7 protein-coding genes are annotated in these 18,567 nt (G+C 43.1%); all 7 read right to left on the reverse strand.

The genetic code is table 11. From position 1 onward, the window contains the following. Nucleotides 1-262 precede the first annotated feature (262 nt). Nucleotides 263-2,254: a glycoside hydrolase family 97 protein gene (locus J3P43_RS00055; RefSeq protein ID WP_255897712.1), complete on the reverse strand. Its 1,992-nt coding sequence runs from the start codon at nucleotides 2,252-2,254 to the stop codon at nucleotides 263-265. Between the two features lie 158 nt (nucleotides 2,255-2,412). Next, entirely contained in the window at nucleotides 2,413-3,861 is a 1,449-nt protein-coding gene (locus tag J3P43_RS00060; protein WP_255897713.1) for a glycoside hydrolase family 30 beta sandwich domain-containing protein, read from the reverse strand. 4 nt (nucleotides 3,862-3,865) lie between these two features. Continuing rightward, nucleotides 3,866-5,809 carry a sialate O-acetylesterase gene (locus J3P43_RS00065; RefSeq protein WP_255897714.1) on the reverse strand — a complete coding sequence of 648 codons (1,944 nt, stop codon included), beginning with the start codon at nucleotides 5,807-5,809 and terminating at the stop codon, nucleotides 3,866-3,868. Between the two features lie 62 nt (nucleotides 5,810-5,871). After that, nucleotides 5,872-8,163: an FAD-dependent oxidoreductase gene (locus J3P43_RS00070; RefSeq protein ID WP_255897715.1), complete on the reverse strand. Its 2,292-nt coding sequence runs from the start codon at nucleotides 8,161-8,163 to the stop codon at nucleotides 5,872-5,874. Between the two features lie 13 nt (nucleotides 8,164-8,176). Then, entirely contained in the window at nucleotides 8,177-9,919 is a 1,743-nt protein-coding gene (locus J3P43_RS00075; RefSeq protein ID WP_255897716.1) for a sodium:solute symporter family transporter, read from the reverse strand. Nucleotides 9,920-10,770: 851 nt separating this feature from the next. After that, complete coding sequence (locus J3P43_RS00080) at nucleotides 10,771-13,890, reverse strand: galactose-binding domain-containing protein (RefSeq protein WP_255897717.1); 3,120 nt, start codon at nucleotides 13,888-13,890, stop codon at nucleotides 10,771-10,773. A 426-nt stretch (nucleotides 13,891-14,316) separates the two neighbouring features. Beyond that, the gene (locus J3P43_RS00085; protein WP_255897718.1) at nucleotides 14,317-18,369 is read right to left on the reverse strand and encodes a T9SS type A sorting domain-containing protein; all 4,053 of its coding nucleotides are present in this window, start codon (nucleotides 18,367-18,369) and stop codon (nucleotides 14,317-14,319) included. Between the last annotated feature and the right edge of the window lie 198 nt (nucleotides 18,370-18,567).

Here is an 18,567-nt window from a genome sequence, read left to right on the forward strand (position 1 = left end):
GCTTTATAACAAACTATTAACATCAATGCTATCGGGATCATGATAAGCCTGGATCAATCAAGAAACAACAGCTTCTTCACCTTGCGAAGCCCGAGTCGAATCGCAAAATTTTTCATTGGGGCAGGTCTGCAAATTAACTAAGGAGAAAACAGCTTGTGTAACTAATTAGAAGGGATGCTATACTCCTAATTAGTTCAGAAATCTCCAGCTTCCGGGAGCTTTTCTGAAACCAATTTCACCCCTGATGGAAACTCCCCGTTCGCTACTTCTTAATTATTCTCGCTACCCAGCCCCCTGCAGTTTCCAATTCTGCTTTGATGGTCGACTGAGAAGTTACCTCGATCGTTCCTGTCTTAAAATCCTGAGCATCCAGCGCAGCATTAATTCCATCCTTCCAATACTGTAAAGTATATTGCCCAGGTTCAAGGAAAGAAAGGTTTAAATTGAAGTTGCGGGCTGCTTCATCTGTCATCGCTCCAATATACCATTCTCCATTCCTTCCTTTTCTAGCCATCACTACATACTCGCCTTTCTTTGCTTCTAAGGGCAAGGTAACCTCCCATTCAACAGGAACTGCTTTCAAAAAACCCATAGCTTCTTTCTCTTTCTCGTAATGCACCGGATTGTCTGCAAGCATTTGCAATGGGCTCTCAAAAACAACAAATTTGGCTAGTTCGTGACAGCGGGTACCTATACTCATCGGCTTATCATTAATGGGGGCCCAGCTCTTTTTCTGGGCGTTCAGCATCGCGCCAGGGGTGTAGTCCATCGGGCCGGCTACCATGCGGATGAAAGGCAATGTTACGTTATGATCGGAATCGATCTCCTGGGTTTTGTCCCACTTCGTATTTTCAGCCCCATAAACGCCTTCGGAGGTTATCACGTTAGGAAAAGTTCTCGACCAGCCGGTTGGCTTGTAGGCCCCATGAAAATCTACCAGCATTTTTCTTTTGGCAGCTTCTCGTGCTACTTTTTCGTAAAACAGAACCATTTCCTGATCATCCCGCTGCATGAAATCGACTTTAATACCCTTTACACCCCATGCCTCAAGCTGATCCAGCTTTGTATCCATGTCCTTTTCTATTGCCAGCCAGTTTGCCCATAATACCAGGCCAACGTTCTTCTGCCTGGCGTATGCAGACAATTCGTCCATATTTACATTCGGGGCAATCTTCAACAACTCTTTGGTATCGCCCCAGCCCTCGTCGACTACGAAATAAGGTATATCGTATTTTGAAGCAAAATCAATATAGTACTTATAGGTCTGGGTATTGGGACCAGCTTTGAAGTCAACTCCTGCAAGATTCCAGGCATTCCACCAGTCCCATGCAGATTTTCCTGCTTTTACCCAGCTATAGTCGCCAGTAGCGGGCGTTCCGAGCTGATAAGGCAGTTGATTAGTCAGCAAGTTTTTATCCTCTTTTTCCATAATCAAAATGCGCCATGGAAATCCCTGTGGCCCTTCAATTCGGGCAACAAAGTTCTCGCGCTCTGTTACCGGCCTATCTCTATCAGAAGTTTCTTTGGTTGTTTTTGGGTAATTCGGAAAAATTGCTTCCACCTTATTATTTTGAGCTCCTTTTAGCCACATGCCCGCGTAGTTAAAAAGGTTAGACTCTGTTACAAGGATATTAAGTCCCTTGCTATCAAATAAAGTTGGTAAACTTCCAAGTTTGCCGTCCAGGCTGTCTACAGGAAGTTTACGATAAACTCTTTCATTGTGAGAGAAGAAACTGTTCTCTAATGGATACCAGGCAGTATCACCCTGATGAAATTGAAAAGAGGCCTTTTCACCCAAAACTTTATAATTTCCCCGTTTCGAGCTCAGCCACCTCCAGGCAACCCCACTATCATAAGCTCTCCATTCGAGAGCCAGATCCTTATTCAAATCCAAATGCAGTTCCTGATAGTTATCTGTAATAGATTTGCTTTTTTGCCATACAACGGGCCTAAGAGTTTGCTGCACTTTATTTCTGCTACTTTTCACTACCCTAAACCTGTCTGACGAGGAGTTATCAAGCTCCAAATTGATGACAGAAGGACCAACTACCAGCTGCCTGGAATAAAATACCTGATAGCGAATGCTATCGCCTAAAGACACTTCTACCCGAATATTTTTATTGGGTGAAGTTAGGGCGTATTTTTGCTGCCCAGTTACTTTTCCGGGCAAACATAGAACACAAGCCCCCATACCTAGACCAAGAAAAAAACCAGCGTTTACGCCGCCTCGGATTATATTTTTTAGCAGTTGCATTATATTAGATTATTAGTTTTTCTAATCGGCATTAACAGTTATTTCTGTCTACCGATTAACTGCGGTTAACACGCTACTTGGTTTCCCCGCTCATATCCCAAGTTTTCCCAAGTGCCATCACTACTACATTTACTGAATGTTCGTAACTATTGATACTTCTATTGTTCTACCCAAAACTCTATACTTAAAGGCTGCAGTGTGGTAGTAATATCCTTCCCTTTTTTCATACCTATTGGTTCATTTCTTACTGCTGGTGAATATCTAACCCCTTTGAATTTTTTATTCAGCCCTGTGGATACATCGAAAGAAAAGGGCGTTTGGGAACGGTTTGTAAGCACAAAAGCGAGCTTCCCCTTCGGTGTTTTAAAAGCCATGATTCGATTATCATTACGGATAACTGGTTCGTCAACTTCATAACGTTGAGAGTTCCAGGGCATATACTTCAAAAAGCCAGCTATCGCGTTAAAGTTATCGGGATTATAATCCCAATGCCGCTTCTTAATAGAAGAATGATTAGTGTAGTTGTTGTCATCCTCGGGCCTCCAAAATCCTAAACAATATCCGGAGGCTTCTACGTTATAGGTTGGCTTAAGCGCATGTAACCAAAACCAGGTGGGAGAGTTGGCGAAGGTAAACCAGTTCATTATATTTTGAGCGGTGTTAATACATAGCGAATCATTAGTAGGTTTTTGATACTCGAATTCATTTTGATAGACAGGTCTACCAAATGTATTGCTAGTGTATATAGGAGACTCCTTCCTGATTTGGTCTGAATTGGAACCTATCCGATGATATACCCAAGCCCCAACGTATTTGAGTGCCGATGTATCTTTTTGAATTAGTTTTCCAATATCACCTGAATTCCCATTCCAGGAATCAACCATAATCAAACTTTTGGGAATCAGTTGGTTTATCTTCGGGGCTACAGCCTTAAAAGTTTTGAAATATAGATCTGGCTCATAATAACAATGAGAATACGACTGTGGCGCGGTACCCAGGGTTAGCGTTTCAACAGAGCCTATTGATGGTTCGTTTTGAAGCCCCCACATACTGACCTTTATCCCACTTTTCGTGATATAGCGAATATCGGCACTTAATGCATCTCCAAATGCATCAAGAAATTCCGGCTTATCACTTTTAAGGGTACCGCCCAAATAGCTATTCGTTGATTTCCAATATGGCGCAGGTGACCAATATTCCATAGAGATCCCCTCCATACCTGATTTGGTGATCATTTCTTTTAGATCCGATAGCTGATTGGGATATCTTTCTTCCATGTAACGACCACTGGTGTCCAGGCCACGAAAATAAAGCCCCATTGCAAGCCGGCAATAACGAAAACCTTTGAGAAGGTCTTTATAGAATCGCTTTCTTTCTGAACGAATGAGATCATGAGGTATAGCGACAACCTTATCGGGTAAACCTGAGTTACCGGAACCAATCGCGTCATTTTGAACTTCGACCCCTAATCCCCAGATGACCTGCTTCGGTTTATCAAGCCGGATGACATATTTACCTTCTTGTTGCTCTTGGGCTATAAGCCTAAGGGGCGATTGTAGGATAATCGCCACCAGCAAAAAACTGAATAAAGTTTTAAATTCGCTCATTCTCTTAATTTTTATCGTTTAAATTAGGCACCCACCGATCTGTTCGAAAAGGTGCTAAAGGCAAGCCTTCCCTGTTAAAAATAGTTACCTCCGGGTTATCCTTCCATGCATACCTTACCGCTAAAGGATTCGACACTGCATCTGAACTTAAGGCAATTGTCCCATCGGTGTTCAACTGAGCAATTGCAGGATAAAATATCTGGTCCTTGCCAGCGATGGTAAAACCGGAACCGCTGGAATTCTTTTTGTAAAGTAACCCAGCTTTAGCATCTTGAAAATGAATGGTAATCTGATTGCCACTTATATGCATCTCTTTAAACCGCGGACCGTTGCAGGTTACTTTTTTATGATAAGCTATAGACTCAGCTAGCAATGCAAGGCGTACACCTACTTGTTCTTTATCGCTCGGGTGTATATCATATGGATCTCCTAAATCAATACTGACAGCCATTCCTGTTATAGGTAAAGAGAGCGATCGGGATTGTGCTTCCCGCATCCACGGCCAATTTTTAGCCCCTAATAAATTAGGGAGTTGCACAAAAAGGAAAGGAATATCGCCCATCTGCCAGCGTTTTCGCCAGTCTTTAATTAAAAGTGGCTGGAGAACCTCATATTGCGCAAAGTCATTTGCGTTTGATTCTCCCTGATACCAGATGATTCCCTTAATCGAAAAAGGCAGAATAGGATTAATCATGGCATTAAATAAGCCCGTTGGTTTATTTTGATATGACGTGCCCCAACTTAGTGGTTGTTCGATCTGATCATTATATAACCAAGATCCATTAAGGCTAAGGCGCGTATTACTATTATTGAGTTTCAAATAGGCGCTGTCTCTAGGAGAGCCCAACTGTCCTGATCCCCAGCCATTGACCATTCGCACTGTAATAACATTTTTGCCAGACTTTACCAAGGATGCTGGAACCTTATATTCAGTCATGTCCAAATTTCTGTTTCTTCCGATCTCTACGCCATTAAAATAGGTAATGTTGGATTCCAGAATCTTGCCTAAACGCAAAGTATACCCGGTGGCGTTTGGTTGTTCTGGAATTGTTATACTTTTTCTGAACCAGATGATAGAATAATAGGGTGCTTTCAACTCACTTGCTTTTAGAGGATACTTAGCCATTTTCCAGGCGGTATCTACATAATCGATTCGGGTTACCCCTTGATCCAAGCCATTATGAGCAGTTTGAATAGCAATTTGCCTCAAACTATCTATCCGATCCGCATTCCTCTGCTTTTGCCGCCAATCTGTTGTATCGTTAAATGCATTTAGAGCGAGGTCTTTAAAATCAGGTAAGCTTTCAAGTGCCTCTTTACTCATCCACGACTCTATTCTGGTACCTGGCCAGGAAGCATTGACAATACCGATAGCGATTTTTTTCCTTGTGTAGAGGGTTTTCGCAAAAAAATAACAAACTGCTGAGTAATCCTTTACCGTTTCCGGGGTACACACCCTCCACTGGCCCTTTGGTATATCTGTTTGCGGCCTATTGCTTGTCTGGCGACTCATATTGAATTCCCTTATCATCGGAAAATTGGCCAACGCGGCTATACTATCGAGTTTTTTGATAGGCCGTTTCATTTGAAAGTTCATATTACTTTGCCCGGAAGCTAACCATACTTCTCCGACCATCACGTTCTTAAAAGCTATCAGGGAGTCTTGAGACTTTATTTTCAAGGTGAAGGGCCCACCATAGTTAAGGGCAGGTAAAATAGCTTTCCATTTCCCTTCGCCATTGGTCATTACGTTCTTGCTTATTTTGTTTAGAACTACAGTAACTTTACAACCAGGCACAGCAGTACCCCAAACGACAATCGGTTTTCCTTTCTGCAGTACAACATTATCAGAAAAAATCCCTGCGGCTTTTAGTTCGTTACTCTGAGCATGTACAAAACCGCTCAGAGATATTAAAATCGAAAGAATACTAAAAAACAACCTTTCCAAATTTAGTTTGAGTTAAGAAGTAGAAATAAAAAGCAGAGCCTTTTTCATACCTTAATCTTGTTTTAATAACAACGAACTTCAAATATCTGCGCCGAAGGATCACCGTTTGTGGAGTGCACACAAATCCTGATTTGATTAGTGCTAATGGGCTTTTCTAAATGGTGCTTACGGTGTCTGTGATAGTTTTCTTTCACTTCGAAAATCGTATTCCACGCTCCATCAAAATAACCTTGGATAGAGTAATCTTTAGGGCATTGCGGATCGCGGTAAAACGGGTCATATGCATGATACTCACGTAATAGGTGACCAGGAAATGTTAGTTCTACTTCTTTAATTAACTGGGCTTTTGGCCAGCTTAACTGAAGCCACTGCGTTAACGGCAGATTGGGATCAGACTTCCATAAATTTGTAAATTGATGCGGGCGTGTAACCCCGCTAATTACATTTTGCGGGCCATAACAAGGTTGTGCAGGATGAATTTTAAAACTCAACGTTTGGCCATTTCCAAACCTTCTCATTTTGGTGGGGCTAATTTGATACATGGCCATTTGCCCTGATTCTATCCGTCCTGCATTTTTCCATTCAACCTTGGGATTGGGTAAAAGATCAAAGCGAATATAGCGCCCAACCGGTGCATCTTTCAAATTGACCTCCCAAGCTACCCAATTTCCTCCAGGAGGAACAATTAATTCCCCTTCTGCAAGGGTAGGTAATTCACAAGCTCTGTAATCCCAGATGTGATCTGCTAACCTAATTTGACAGGCAACCCTTTGTTCTGCCTCTGAGGTGTTAACTAAAAACACTTCAATTTTTTCAATGTTTGATGAACCGATTGCTATTAACTGTCCTCTACGGTTTTCCAATTTCTCCTGAAGGTATTGAGGCTGATCTCGCCAAATATGTAAGCCCTCATGAGCACCTTTACTTTCTGGCCCTGCACCGTATAATAATGCTTCGCTGCTGGCTGCCAATGTAGCACCAAGTGCAAGATCCTTTTCATCTACGTTCTTATAGTTCGGAAAGAAACATCCATCTCTAAGTAACTGCTGTTGAATGGTCTTGATTAAAAGCTTTGGAGCGTCTGAAACAGCCACATTTTTTTGTAAGGCTATCGCAGCTGCTGTACCGGCAGCTTGCCCCAATAGTGCAGTGGTGTTCATTACCCGCACTGTTCCCAAAGCGGCATGAGTAACACTAATATTTCGACCGGCCATCATTAAATTATCAACGTCCTTTGAAATTAACGATCTCAAAGGTATACCATATGGGCCTGCATAGCTTTTTATAGCATATTCCGAAAATGTAGAATAGTTTTCATTACTGGCAGGCTCACTATTTTGCGCTAATAAACCACCAGGTGTGTGCAAATCGATAAACCAACCACCAAATGCAATTTCATCTTCAAATACGGTGCAATTTTGAGGATCATGTTCTGTCATCAAATACTGCCCCATTATGCGGCGGCTTTCTCTTTTACCGGGAACCTGGCCGATCCAATCTAAAGCATAATTCTTAGACAGCTCCTTCATCTTAGGATCTTTGTTCTTCATCCAATCCCAAACCCCCAGCGCATGTCTCGTCAGCTCGTGACGAATCTCTTCATTATCAGAAATCGTATCATAAGGAATTCCGATTTCAATCCACCAATACCCCCCCCTTTCTTCTTTAGGCAAACGACCTTGCTTATAGAAAAAAGATGCATCATCATACTTCATTGCCCAATCGGGGGCTTTAAATGCGGTAGGCCTCCCAACATCTTTGGTTTTGAAATGAATGGAGCTCCCCATTACATCTTTACTGGCTACTTCAGGAGCATGGGGCTCATTAAATTCATCCTTGCCTTCACTACCTAACCGGTACTCACAGCCAGCTATATTAGCTACTATTCCGTCGCCTGATGCATCGATAAAGATAGATGCTTCTATTGTTAGCTCTTTTTCGGCATTTAACTGCCGCGCGGTTACTGCTTTAATATGCCGCTTGTCCTTCATAATCACATCGTACACATCTGTGTTCACATGAATCGTAAGGTTTTTTGTTGATTGCGCCATATTATATAGTGTCATATCCCAAACACTATTGGTCCAGCCGTTTTCAAAAATGGCTTCATGATTTTGTGCTCTTTCTTCAATTAGAAGTTCAGATATGATACCCGTTTCTCTTGCGTAAGCATGAAAAGCACATGCGCCATGCGGTGTAACTCTTATTTCGGATGAACTATTTCCGCCAAAAACCGGGCGATTTTGTACAATGCAGGTTTTACGACCTAAACGTGCTGCCGCTATGGCCGCACAGAAGCCGGCCAGCCCCCCTCCTATGATCACCAGATCATATTGTTCTGTTTTTTTATGCATGATTTTACTGCGATTATGCTTTTTCGGTTGCTAATTTTTGTTCTTTAATAATTAATGGTCTTTTTACAGCTCCTAAGATGGAAATGCTTATCAGTAATAGAAGACCTGCAAATAGTGCGATCAGGTTCCTTACAGATGTATCAGAGAAAACAAGTAAGCCGAACATTAAGATGGCTAGGGCGCCTATACTAAAAGCTAAAAGACGAGCCGGGAAATAAGCAATGGATCGGTCTGCATCTATATTTCTAATAGGTGAATATTTAGTAGTTGAATTCTTAAGTTGCAAGAAACCAGCGGTAACATTTTTGCCAAAAATCTCCATTACAAGCAAACAAATCATTGGTACCAATAAACCAATTGCGACTTCCATTTCCTGTCTATGATTGTTATAATAGATGATTAGTGTATTTTCTGACTCTGTCGGCACTAAGAACTTACATGCTATAGCAGCAAAGAAAGTGGCCCCTGTTGACCACCAAATTGCATTCTGTCTAATCCTGCCAAAATAGAGCCCCCACAAAACCGGCAAGACCATAGCTACTACCAATAAGCCTGTTACAGTAAGAATTACCTGCTCTGCACCGCCAAAAAATGGAACGGTTAAAGCAATAGAAATAATGACGCCTCCAATTAGGAAAGAGCATATCCGGCCTACCTGTACAAGCTTTTTTTCGGATGCATTTGGATTGATAAAGCTTTTGTAAATATCATTAGTTACTGCTCCGGCATAAACATTCACCTCGCCATCTATATAACTCGCCGCTGATGAAAACATGGCTGCCAACAACAAGCCGATCATTCCCGCTGGTAATACAGAAGCACAGGCCAATATATAAGCTTGTTCTGGCGAGACTGCAGGGTTAATAATGCGGTACAACATAGGGGGTAACATCCAAATAATAGGACTTACTAAATATAAGCCCCCAAAAAGATAAGATGCTTTACGCGCGTTTGCCGGGCTACTAACCGCCAGAAACCGTTGAATGAATACCCATTCGCCCCCTAGTTTAAAGGTGTGCACAATGACCCAACCAATCAGGAAGACCAGAGTAAATCCTCCGCCTGTAGGAGCAAGAAAACCTTCAGGAGCGGAATTTATGAAATGCTGGATACCTCCCACCTGAGAAAGGCATAAGGGAACGACAAACAATACGGTAGCTGTTAATACTACAAACTGAATAGCATCAATAATGAGTACTGCCCATAAGCCCCCACTAACTGCGTACACCAGCATCAATGCACCAGAAAGCACCACAGCGACGGAAATGGAAAGGTTTCCGGTACTCGCGTCTGCCAAAAAGTGCCCGGGTTCCAATTTAATAACAGAGGTGACCAAAACAGCAAAGGAATATAATGCTACTCCCATAGCCACGATTTTAAAAATCATTCCTACCCAGGTGTAGAACTGGACCGATCCTTTTCCAAACCGAAGCAGAAGATACTCACCCACGGTAGTAATCCCTAAAGAGGCCCATTTGGTAGCAATAAAGCGACCTACAATAAAAGAACTTATACCAGAACACATAAGAATGCTTACTGCCACAAAGCCGAACTTATATGCAATACCTCCCCACACCACAAAAGTACCAGCAGAAAATGCGCTCATGAAGGATGATAACCCTGATAACCACCACGGTGACTGCTTCTTAACTGCGAACATATCGGCCGAAGTCTTATTTTTCTTAGAAAGTATGCTTCCGATATATAAAATACCTACGCCGTAAATTAGTAATACTATATAGTCTATTGTTTGCATTAATATTAAGGTTTTAGCTAGAAATTAAACTTTAGCACAGGTCAATAATGGAGTCGATTTCAAATTTATCATCCCGTGATTGGCATTTTCCACCGATAAATTATTTAGCCGTATTTCGAATCTAAATTTCGTGTCCATCCCAGTTCTCATTCATTGCCGTCGATCAGCTCGTAGTGCCATCCTTTGGTCGGATGTTGAGAATAAATATTCCGGTAAAGCACAAAACTTCGTGAAATCTGGGTTGTGACTTTTTCATATATATTATGAGTTGGTTTTAATTAGTACCTCAGTGTGTTAATATAGATCTGTATTTTCCATTTTTAATAGCACAATCCAAACCTATAGTTTTGAGAATATAAAACCAATATCCTGATGCTGGACGACGGCATTTTTTCTATCGCAATCGCTTGTGTTATCGCTTTCGATAGATAGAAATATTTAGTGCAACTTAACCTCATTATGGTCAAAAAACGGGGAGGCTTAGAAATCCCAATGCTTAGCCGATGTAAGCAAAAAGAGGATAGTAACTACGGCGTAAGTTCCGTTGCTTAGGAAAATACCAGAGTTACTGGTATCTTCTTACAGGCATGAATCCGTTTTAGCAGGGATCGACCTTAAAACTTGGATAATTCTTTAATATAAAAGATCAAGCGGTTAAAGAGAAAAACGGCAAAACTTTCACGGAGTTTTAGGAGCACATCGTTTCAATAAGGCTCTTAAGGCCATTTGAAGGCTTTTGACTCAAGTAGTAATATTCATATCAAACTCATGTTACTACGTGTGTCAACCTGTTTCAGAGGGAGAATCACAAAAAAGGGGCTGAAACTACTGTTTCAGCCCCTTCATTAGAACTATTGCTTTAGGATTTTTTTGACTGTCACTTCATCACCGTTCTTTATAACCAGTAAATACAAGCCAGGGATAAATCCTTGCGTAGATATACGCTCCGTAGATTTACTTAACGGCAAGGAGCGCATCAATATTCCAGCACTATTATAAAGATCTAAGGTAGCCCCTGGTTGCAGTTTACTTACAGAAACCTGAAACTCCAGCCCGACCGGATTTGGATAAACGCTAAGTGAATTGGAATTGGCTGTTTCAATTTCTCGTAAATATGATGTCTCAACATCTTTGGAGGTAGATACTACCGCTGTAATTCCTGTAGAACCACTTCCATAAATTTCTGTCTCATAAATACTGAACCAGTAAGTGCCCTCAGAATTTGCACCTGTCAGGCTTATTCTAACATACCGGCTGGTGTTGTCTGTAACATCAATAGTCTGAAATCCAGCCGTTAAAGCAGTAGTTCCTGACCAGACCTGTGTCCAGGTGCTGCCATCTCCCACCTCCACTTTAATGGGATTAGTTCGGGTATTTCCGTTAAACATCATCAGTTTGAGATAATTAACCATCTTATCTGCACCTAAATCATATATGATCCAAGTGCTGGACAATGTTCCGTTTCCTGCCCAACGCGTCCCGGTATTGCCATCATAAGAGTATTCTTTAGGGTTACTGGTGTCTGAATATCCCGCTGTAGATCCGGTGATAATCAGTTTGGCAGGCGCTGTGCCAGAAGTAGTAGCACTGGCTACATTTGACCAGGCAGAACCTCCGTTATTGCTTTCTGATCTTAAACGATAGGAATAAGATGTACCCGGCAACACGCCGGTGTCGGAAAAAGACGTTGTGTTAGCCGGTGCATTGCTTAAAAGCAAATAGTTCCCTGTCCCCTCTTTTCGTTCAATCCTGAAATGGGTCTCATCACTGCTATTATCTGTCCATGAGAGATTAATCTGGTTAGAACCCGAGGCGCCCGCTGTAAGGTTAGCCGGTGCAGCAGGCACAGGGCCTGAGCCTACAAAAATGCCATTTCCGTTAGTGCCTATAAATACCCTCCCATAAACTTCACGATCAGCAGCCATCGAATTGGGTTCATTTCCCATCTTATAGTAAACATTGTCGATTTGGGTCCAGGTCGCACCATTATCATCCGAACGGAAAACGCCATCTGGAATATTGTTTACTGTTCCCATTACATATACTGCAGGATCGGTTGATAAGGCTTTCCCGACAGACATTAACCTGGTATTTTGAACGTTTGCTATTTTTGTGAAGGATGCCCCTGAATTAGCGGAATACCATAATCCCGATCCTTGTAACGAAACCCAGATATGGCCTTCTTTACCCGGAGCGGTTTCCACCTTTAAAAAAGACACACTGGTTAATACCGGCAAGGTTGAGGCTACAGAAAAGGAAATCCCTCCATCTGTGCTCCGGTAAAAATTTCCGTTATGGTACGCATAGAATTTATTCCCGTTTACCTTATCAGCAGCTACCGGGTTCGGACTACCTCCATCAAATATATTTGTACCGGGAACCAAGCCTACAGGCAGCGTGGTAATTTTAGTCCATGATCCTCCGCGGTTTGTCGAGCGATAGGCAGAGCCGCCCTGTCCTACCCAGATCATGGTCTCGCTTGTTGCAGAAATGACTATCCTTCCGCCTGATTCACCGGTGGGGTACCTACTAAAAATAGTGTAACTGTCACCGCCATTGGTGGAGTATCCTCCATAAGCTGTACCATCCCACCCTTTTCTCCCTACTCGTGCAATAAAATTCGGATTGGTTTCCTGCACAGCCACTCCTACCATATTTCCCGATAGCCCCTGTCGTGTCCATGGGAAATATACCGCCATGCTTTTTGTTGGGGGTTCGGTAATTGATTTGTGGTCAAATCCTCCAAGATCTGCTCCCCCTGTTAACAATTTATTCGGGCTCCCCGCAGGAGGGCACAAAATGGTTCCCATCGTTACAAATTCTTCTTCATCAATTACCCGGGCTTTCCAGGGCACCGTAGCAGCCCATACATCGGTAGTCTGATAAATGGCAAAAATATCGGTGAACCATACATGCCCTGTGTTAAAGGGATCCCAGGCGAAATCCGTAATTGATTTTGCATAATGATCGTCTGTGGCAAAAGGCATTTCAGAAACATCAAAAGATCTGGCAAACTTTAACCAGCTTGCCCCCCCGTTATTGCTCCGGTAAGTGGGGCTGTCCCACGACTTCACGCTGACGATAACCTCATTACTATTATTGGGATTAACATCCACTCCGTGATAAATATTATTTAATTCCGGAGAAACCGTTGACCATGAAGTCCCATTCCATTTAGAAACTCCGGTACCGCTGGTTACATACATGGTTCCATTAGCGTGAATAGCAGCCCGTCGCACATCAGAAGGACTGCCTGACATAAGCGTAAATACCCCTCCTCCGTCTGTACTCCGGTAAACGCCATCACTGCATCCGATGTAAATATTTTTCGTTACCCCTGAGATCATGCCTCCGCTAACATCGAAAGCAACAAATCTTCCATTGAGGGTATTAATTTTGCTCCATGATGTACCTGAATTAACTCCTTTGTAAGTGCCATCCGCATTCGAGGTTACATACACTACCGTACTATTTTGAGGATCCACGGCGATCCGGTCTCCCCCGTTTTTATCAGCACCATTTGCAGAAACACGGATAGAAAGCCCTGCGTCAGTCCAGGTTGTTCCCCGGTTGGTTGATTTAATCACTTTACCGGGAGGCGCCCAGCTGTAAGTGTAATCAGCATACTTTCCAACGGTAGCATACAGAATATTTCCGGTAGCATCCTGGGGATCAACAGCAATATTTCCGCATGCGCTGTTATTGCTCTGGCTCATCGGCACTCCGTTTAACAGGCCTTCCCACTTTTGCTCAATGTGGTTCCACCGGTAAGGGTTCCCAACATCCGTGGTCGCAAAAAACAAATTCGGAACTGCCGGATGCGCTTTAATGCTGGTCACATTTCCACCGCCCCCAATGCGTACGGTTGCCCAGTTGGTCTGAGCGTCTGCTTGCAGACTATATCCTAATAATAGGATAGTAAGCAAGAACAAACTCTGCTGAAATCTTTTCTGAGATAATAATCTTTTCATTTTCATTAAATTAAACAGGTTTATAATTAGGAACTATTAGTAGACGTTAATAAAACAGCATCTCCTTTGCTGTTCGCCGTCAGGGTTTAACTTGCATAACCCATTCTGAAAAACGGCGATCTCCGCTTCCGGAGGAAGCAATACTGAACTCGGGTTTGCATGGGTAGCCGCTCCGGCAGAAGACTCTGAAATCTTACGGTAATCCCCTCCGGGTATGGGCTGGCCCAACTCAGCTCACTCTGGGTCTAGTACTGTTTTGCCAGCGTACCTTGAACTACAGAACAATCCGACAGCACAAAACATATGAAAACTGAGTAGTAATTTTTCATATGTTATTAATTGGTTTATTTGGTTTGTAGGTGTATACATCAGGCCACAGATTCATAAGAAAGAGGCTGAAATTAGTATTCAACCTCTTCATTAGAACTATTGCTTTAGGATTTTTTTGGTTGTCACTTCATCACCGTTTTTGATAACTAATACATACAAGCCAGGAATAAATCCTTGCGTAGATATACTCTCCGTAGACTTACTCAATGGCAAGGAGCGCATTAATATTCCGGCACTATTATAAAGATTCAATGTAGCTCCTGGTTGCAGTTTACTTACAGAAACCTGAAGTTCTAATTCGACCGGATTGGGATAAACGCTAACCGAGCTTGAATTGGTTGATTCAACCTCTCTTAAATTTGCTATTTCAACCACTTTTAAATTGGAAATTACCGATGCATTACAAGCACCTAAGCGATCACCATGGTTTAGATGATCATCTACACGCCCCTTGGGAACACAGATCTCGCTACCATCGTGGCAAATTTTTACTTTGTCGTTGTTACTGCCGCAGCGTACGTCTTCTACCGTAATTGATATAGATGCTGTAGCAGAGCAACCCAGGGCATCGATTACTTTGACGGTATATACTCCTGCTGAACTCACGGAAAGAGACGAAGAACCTTCTATATCATTCCATAAGTAGGTATAAGGACCTGTACCACCTGATGGCAAAGCATTAATGGTTAATGAAGAAGGTCCATAACCCAAATACAAAGTATTCTTCGCTACCCCGCTAAAATCCATTGCATAAATATCAGGAACGCTTACTGTAACAGGACTGTTGATTACAACACGTGTCTCACCTGTAGCCTGGTTGCCATGACCATCATCAACAAGCCAGTGAATGGTGCTTGTACCAACATTAAAGCTACCGCTAGCATCGGCGCCACTTCCGCTTCTGCTTGTAGCACCGCCAATAGAATAGCTAATTTGTGCCATTCCGCAATTATCTGTTGCCACTAATGCAGGAATTGCATAGCTTCCCTCAGCACTATAGCACTGCGTAGCCACTTCCGGACGATAGGTGATTACTGGGGCGCTTACATCTTTTACTACCACACGTTGAGTTTGGGTAGCAGTATGGCCATTACCATTATCATAGGTCCAGTTAATGGTATAAGTTCCCTGCTGGTTATAGGTTAGCGGATCATTTGTTGAACCATTTAATTTGCCTGCACAAGCATCTGTTGCTGTTGGTGCTGTCACCGTCACAGAGCATTCGCCATTTACCGGGGGCAGTTCAGCCAAGTCAGGCACTGGTTTACAATCACTTCCATAGATTTCCGTTTCAGTAATACCGAACCAGTAGGTACCTTCAGAATTTGCACCTGTCAAAGTTATCCTTACATACCGGTTGGTGTGGTCTGCTATATCAATAGGCTGAAATCCAGCCGTTAAAGCAGTAATTCCTGACCAGACCTGTGTCCAGGTGCTGCCATTCCCCATCTCCACTTTAATTGGATTAGTTCGCGTATTTCCGTTAAACATCATCAGTTTAAGATAATTAACTGTCTTATTTGCGCCTAAATCATAGGTAATCCAGCTAGTGGATAATGTTCCATTTCCAGCCCAACGCGTCCCGGTATTGCCATCATATGAGTTTGCCTTGGTGTTAGTGCCATCGTCGTATCCCGCTGTAGATCCGGTAATAACCAGTTTGGCAGGAGCTGTACCAGAAGTAGTAGCACTGGCTACATTTGACCAGGCAGAACTTCCGTTGATATTTTCTGTACCTACACGATAAGAATAAGAGGTACCCGCCAATACGCCGGTGTCGGAAAAAGACGTTGTGTTCGCCGGTGCATTGCTTAAAAACCCATAGTTCCCGGTCGCTTCTTTTCGTTCAATCCTGAAGTGGGTTTCATTATCGCTATTATCTGTCCATGAAAGATTGATCTGGTTAGCGCCCGAAGCAGTCGCCGTTAAGTTTGCAGGTCTTGCAGGTACTGGGCCTGAGCCTACAAAAATTCCATTTCCGTTAGTGCCTATAAATACCCTTCCATAAACTACACGATCAGCGGCCATTGAATTCGGTTCATTTCCCATCTTATAGTAAACATTGTCCATTTGGGTCCAGGAGGCACCATTATCATCCGAACGGAAAACCCCGTCCGCTATATTGTTTACTGTTCCCATTACATATACTGCCGGATCAGTAGATAAAGCTTTTCCAACAGACATTAATCTGACATCTTGAACGTTAGAGATTTTTGTAAAGGATGCCCCTGAATTAGTAGAATACCATAATCCTGACCCTTGTAACGAAACCCAGATATGGCCTTCTTTATCTGGCGCGGTTTCAACCTTCAAAAAAGAGGTATTAGATAACACCGGCAAAGTAGAAGATGCTATGGAAAAGTTAACTCCCCCGTCTGTGCTTACGTAAAACTTTCCGCCTTGATAGGCATAAAATTTTCTCCCATTTACTTTATCAGCAGCTATCGGGTTCGGGCTGCCTCCATTGAATATATTTGAACCGGGAACCAATCCTGCAGGCAGAGAATTAATTTTGGTCCATGTTACTCCGCGATCAGTGGAACGATAGGCATAGCCGTTAGCAGAAGGGACCCCCGCTTGAACAGGGCCACCCTGCCCTACCCAAATCATGGTCTCGCTTGTTGCAGATACAACTATCCTTCCGCCTGATTCACCGGCGGGGTATGTAGTAAAAATAGTGTAAGTGTCACCGCCATTGGTGGAGTACCCCCCATAAGCCGTTCCATCCCATCCTTTTCTCCCTACTCGCGCAATAAAATTTGGATTGCTTTCCTGAACAGCCACTCCTACCATATTTCCCGACAGGCCCAGTGGTGTCCATGGAAAATATGCAGCCATGCTTTTTGTTGGTGGTTCTGTGATTGATTTATGATCAAATCCTCCAAGATCTGCTCCTCCGGTTAACAATTTATTTGGGCTACCTGCCGGAGGGCATAGAATAGTTCCCATCGTTACAAATTCTTCTAGATCAACTACTCGCCCTTTCCATTGCACCGTAGACGCCCATACATCGGTAGTCTGATAAACGGCGAAAATATCGGTAAACCAAACATGCCCTGCGTTGAAAGGATCAAAGACGAAATCCGTAATGTTTTTTGCAAAATGGTCCGATGTTTTAAAGGGCATTTCAGAAACATCGAATGATCGGGCAAATTTTTCCCAGATTATTCCTCCGTCTTTACTTCGAAAGGTGGGACTATCCCAGGAATGTACGTTCACAATAACTTCCTCACTATTGTGAGGGTTTACATCTACTCCAATGTAGTCCGCAGTCGCTTGGGGTGTAAACTTCGACCAGGAACTTCCGTTCCATTTAAAAACTCCGCTGTTGGTATAGTCAGCATCTGTGCTACTTTCTCTCACTCCAGCAGTTACATACATGGTCCCATTAGGATGAATAGCGGCTCGTCTCACCTCAGAAGGACTGCCTGGCATAAGCGTAAATGTCTCTCCTCCGTCTGTACTCCGGTAAACGCCATCATGGCATCCGATAAAAATATTCTTTGTTACCCCTGATATCATGCCTCCGCTCACATCGAAAGCAATAAATCTTCCATTAAGCGAATTAATCTTGCTCCATGATGTTCCTGAATTAATTCCTTTGTAAGTGCCATCTGCAACCGAGGTTACATACACCACCGAGCTGTTCTGTGGATCCACCACAATCCGATCCCCGCCGCGTTTATCCTGAGCCGAATTGGCAGCAACACGGATAGTAAGTCCTGCATCAGTCCAGGATGTTCCCCGGTCGGTTGATTTAATCACTTTTCCTGGAGGCGACCAACCGTTAGCGTAATCAGCATACTTTCCAACGGTAGCATACAGAATATTTCCCGTATCATCCTGGGGATCAAAGGCAATATTTCCACATGCACTGTTATTGCTCTGGCTAAGCGGCACCGCGTTTAACAGGCCCTCCCACTTTTGAGCATTGTGGTTCCAGCGGTAAGGGTTCCCCACATCCGTAGTGGCAAAAAACAAGTTCGGGACTTTTGGATGCGCTTTAATGCTGGTCACGCTTCCACCGCCGCCAATGCGCACGGTTGCCCAGCTGGTTTGAGCGTTTGACTGCAAACTATATCCTAATAATAGGATAGTAAGCAAGAACAAACTCAGCTGAAATCGTTTCTGAGGTAATAATCTTTCCATTTTTATTAATTAATAGGTTTATATTTAAGAATTCATTCCGTGGATTACGTTAACAAAAAGCATCGTCTCCGCTTTTCGGTGGAAGCAGGATACTGAACTAGGGTTTGCAGGGGTAGCCGCTCAGGCGAAAGGCTCTGTAAATTTCAGGTAACTGCCTCCGGGTATGGGCTGATTCAACTTACCTCACCCTAATTCTAA

The sequence above is a fragment of the Paradesertivirga mongoliensis genome, assembly GCF_024436395.1.
Classification (GTDB): domain Bacteria; phylum Bacteroidota; class Bacteroidia; order Sphingobacteriales; family Sphingobacteriaceae; genus Paradesertivirga; species Paradesertivirga mongoliensis.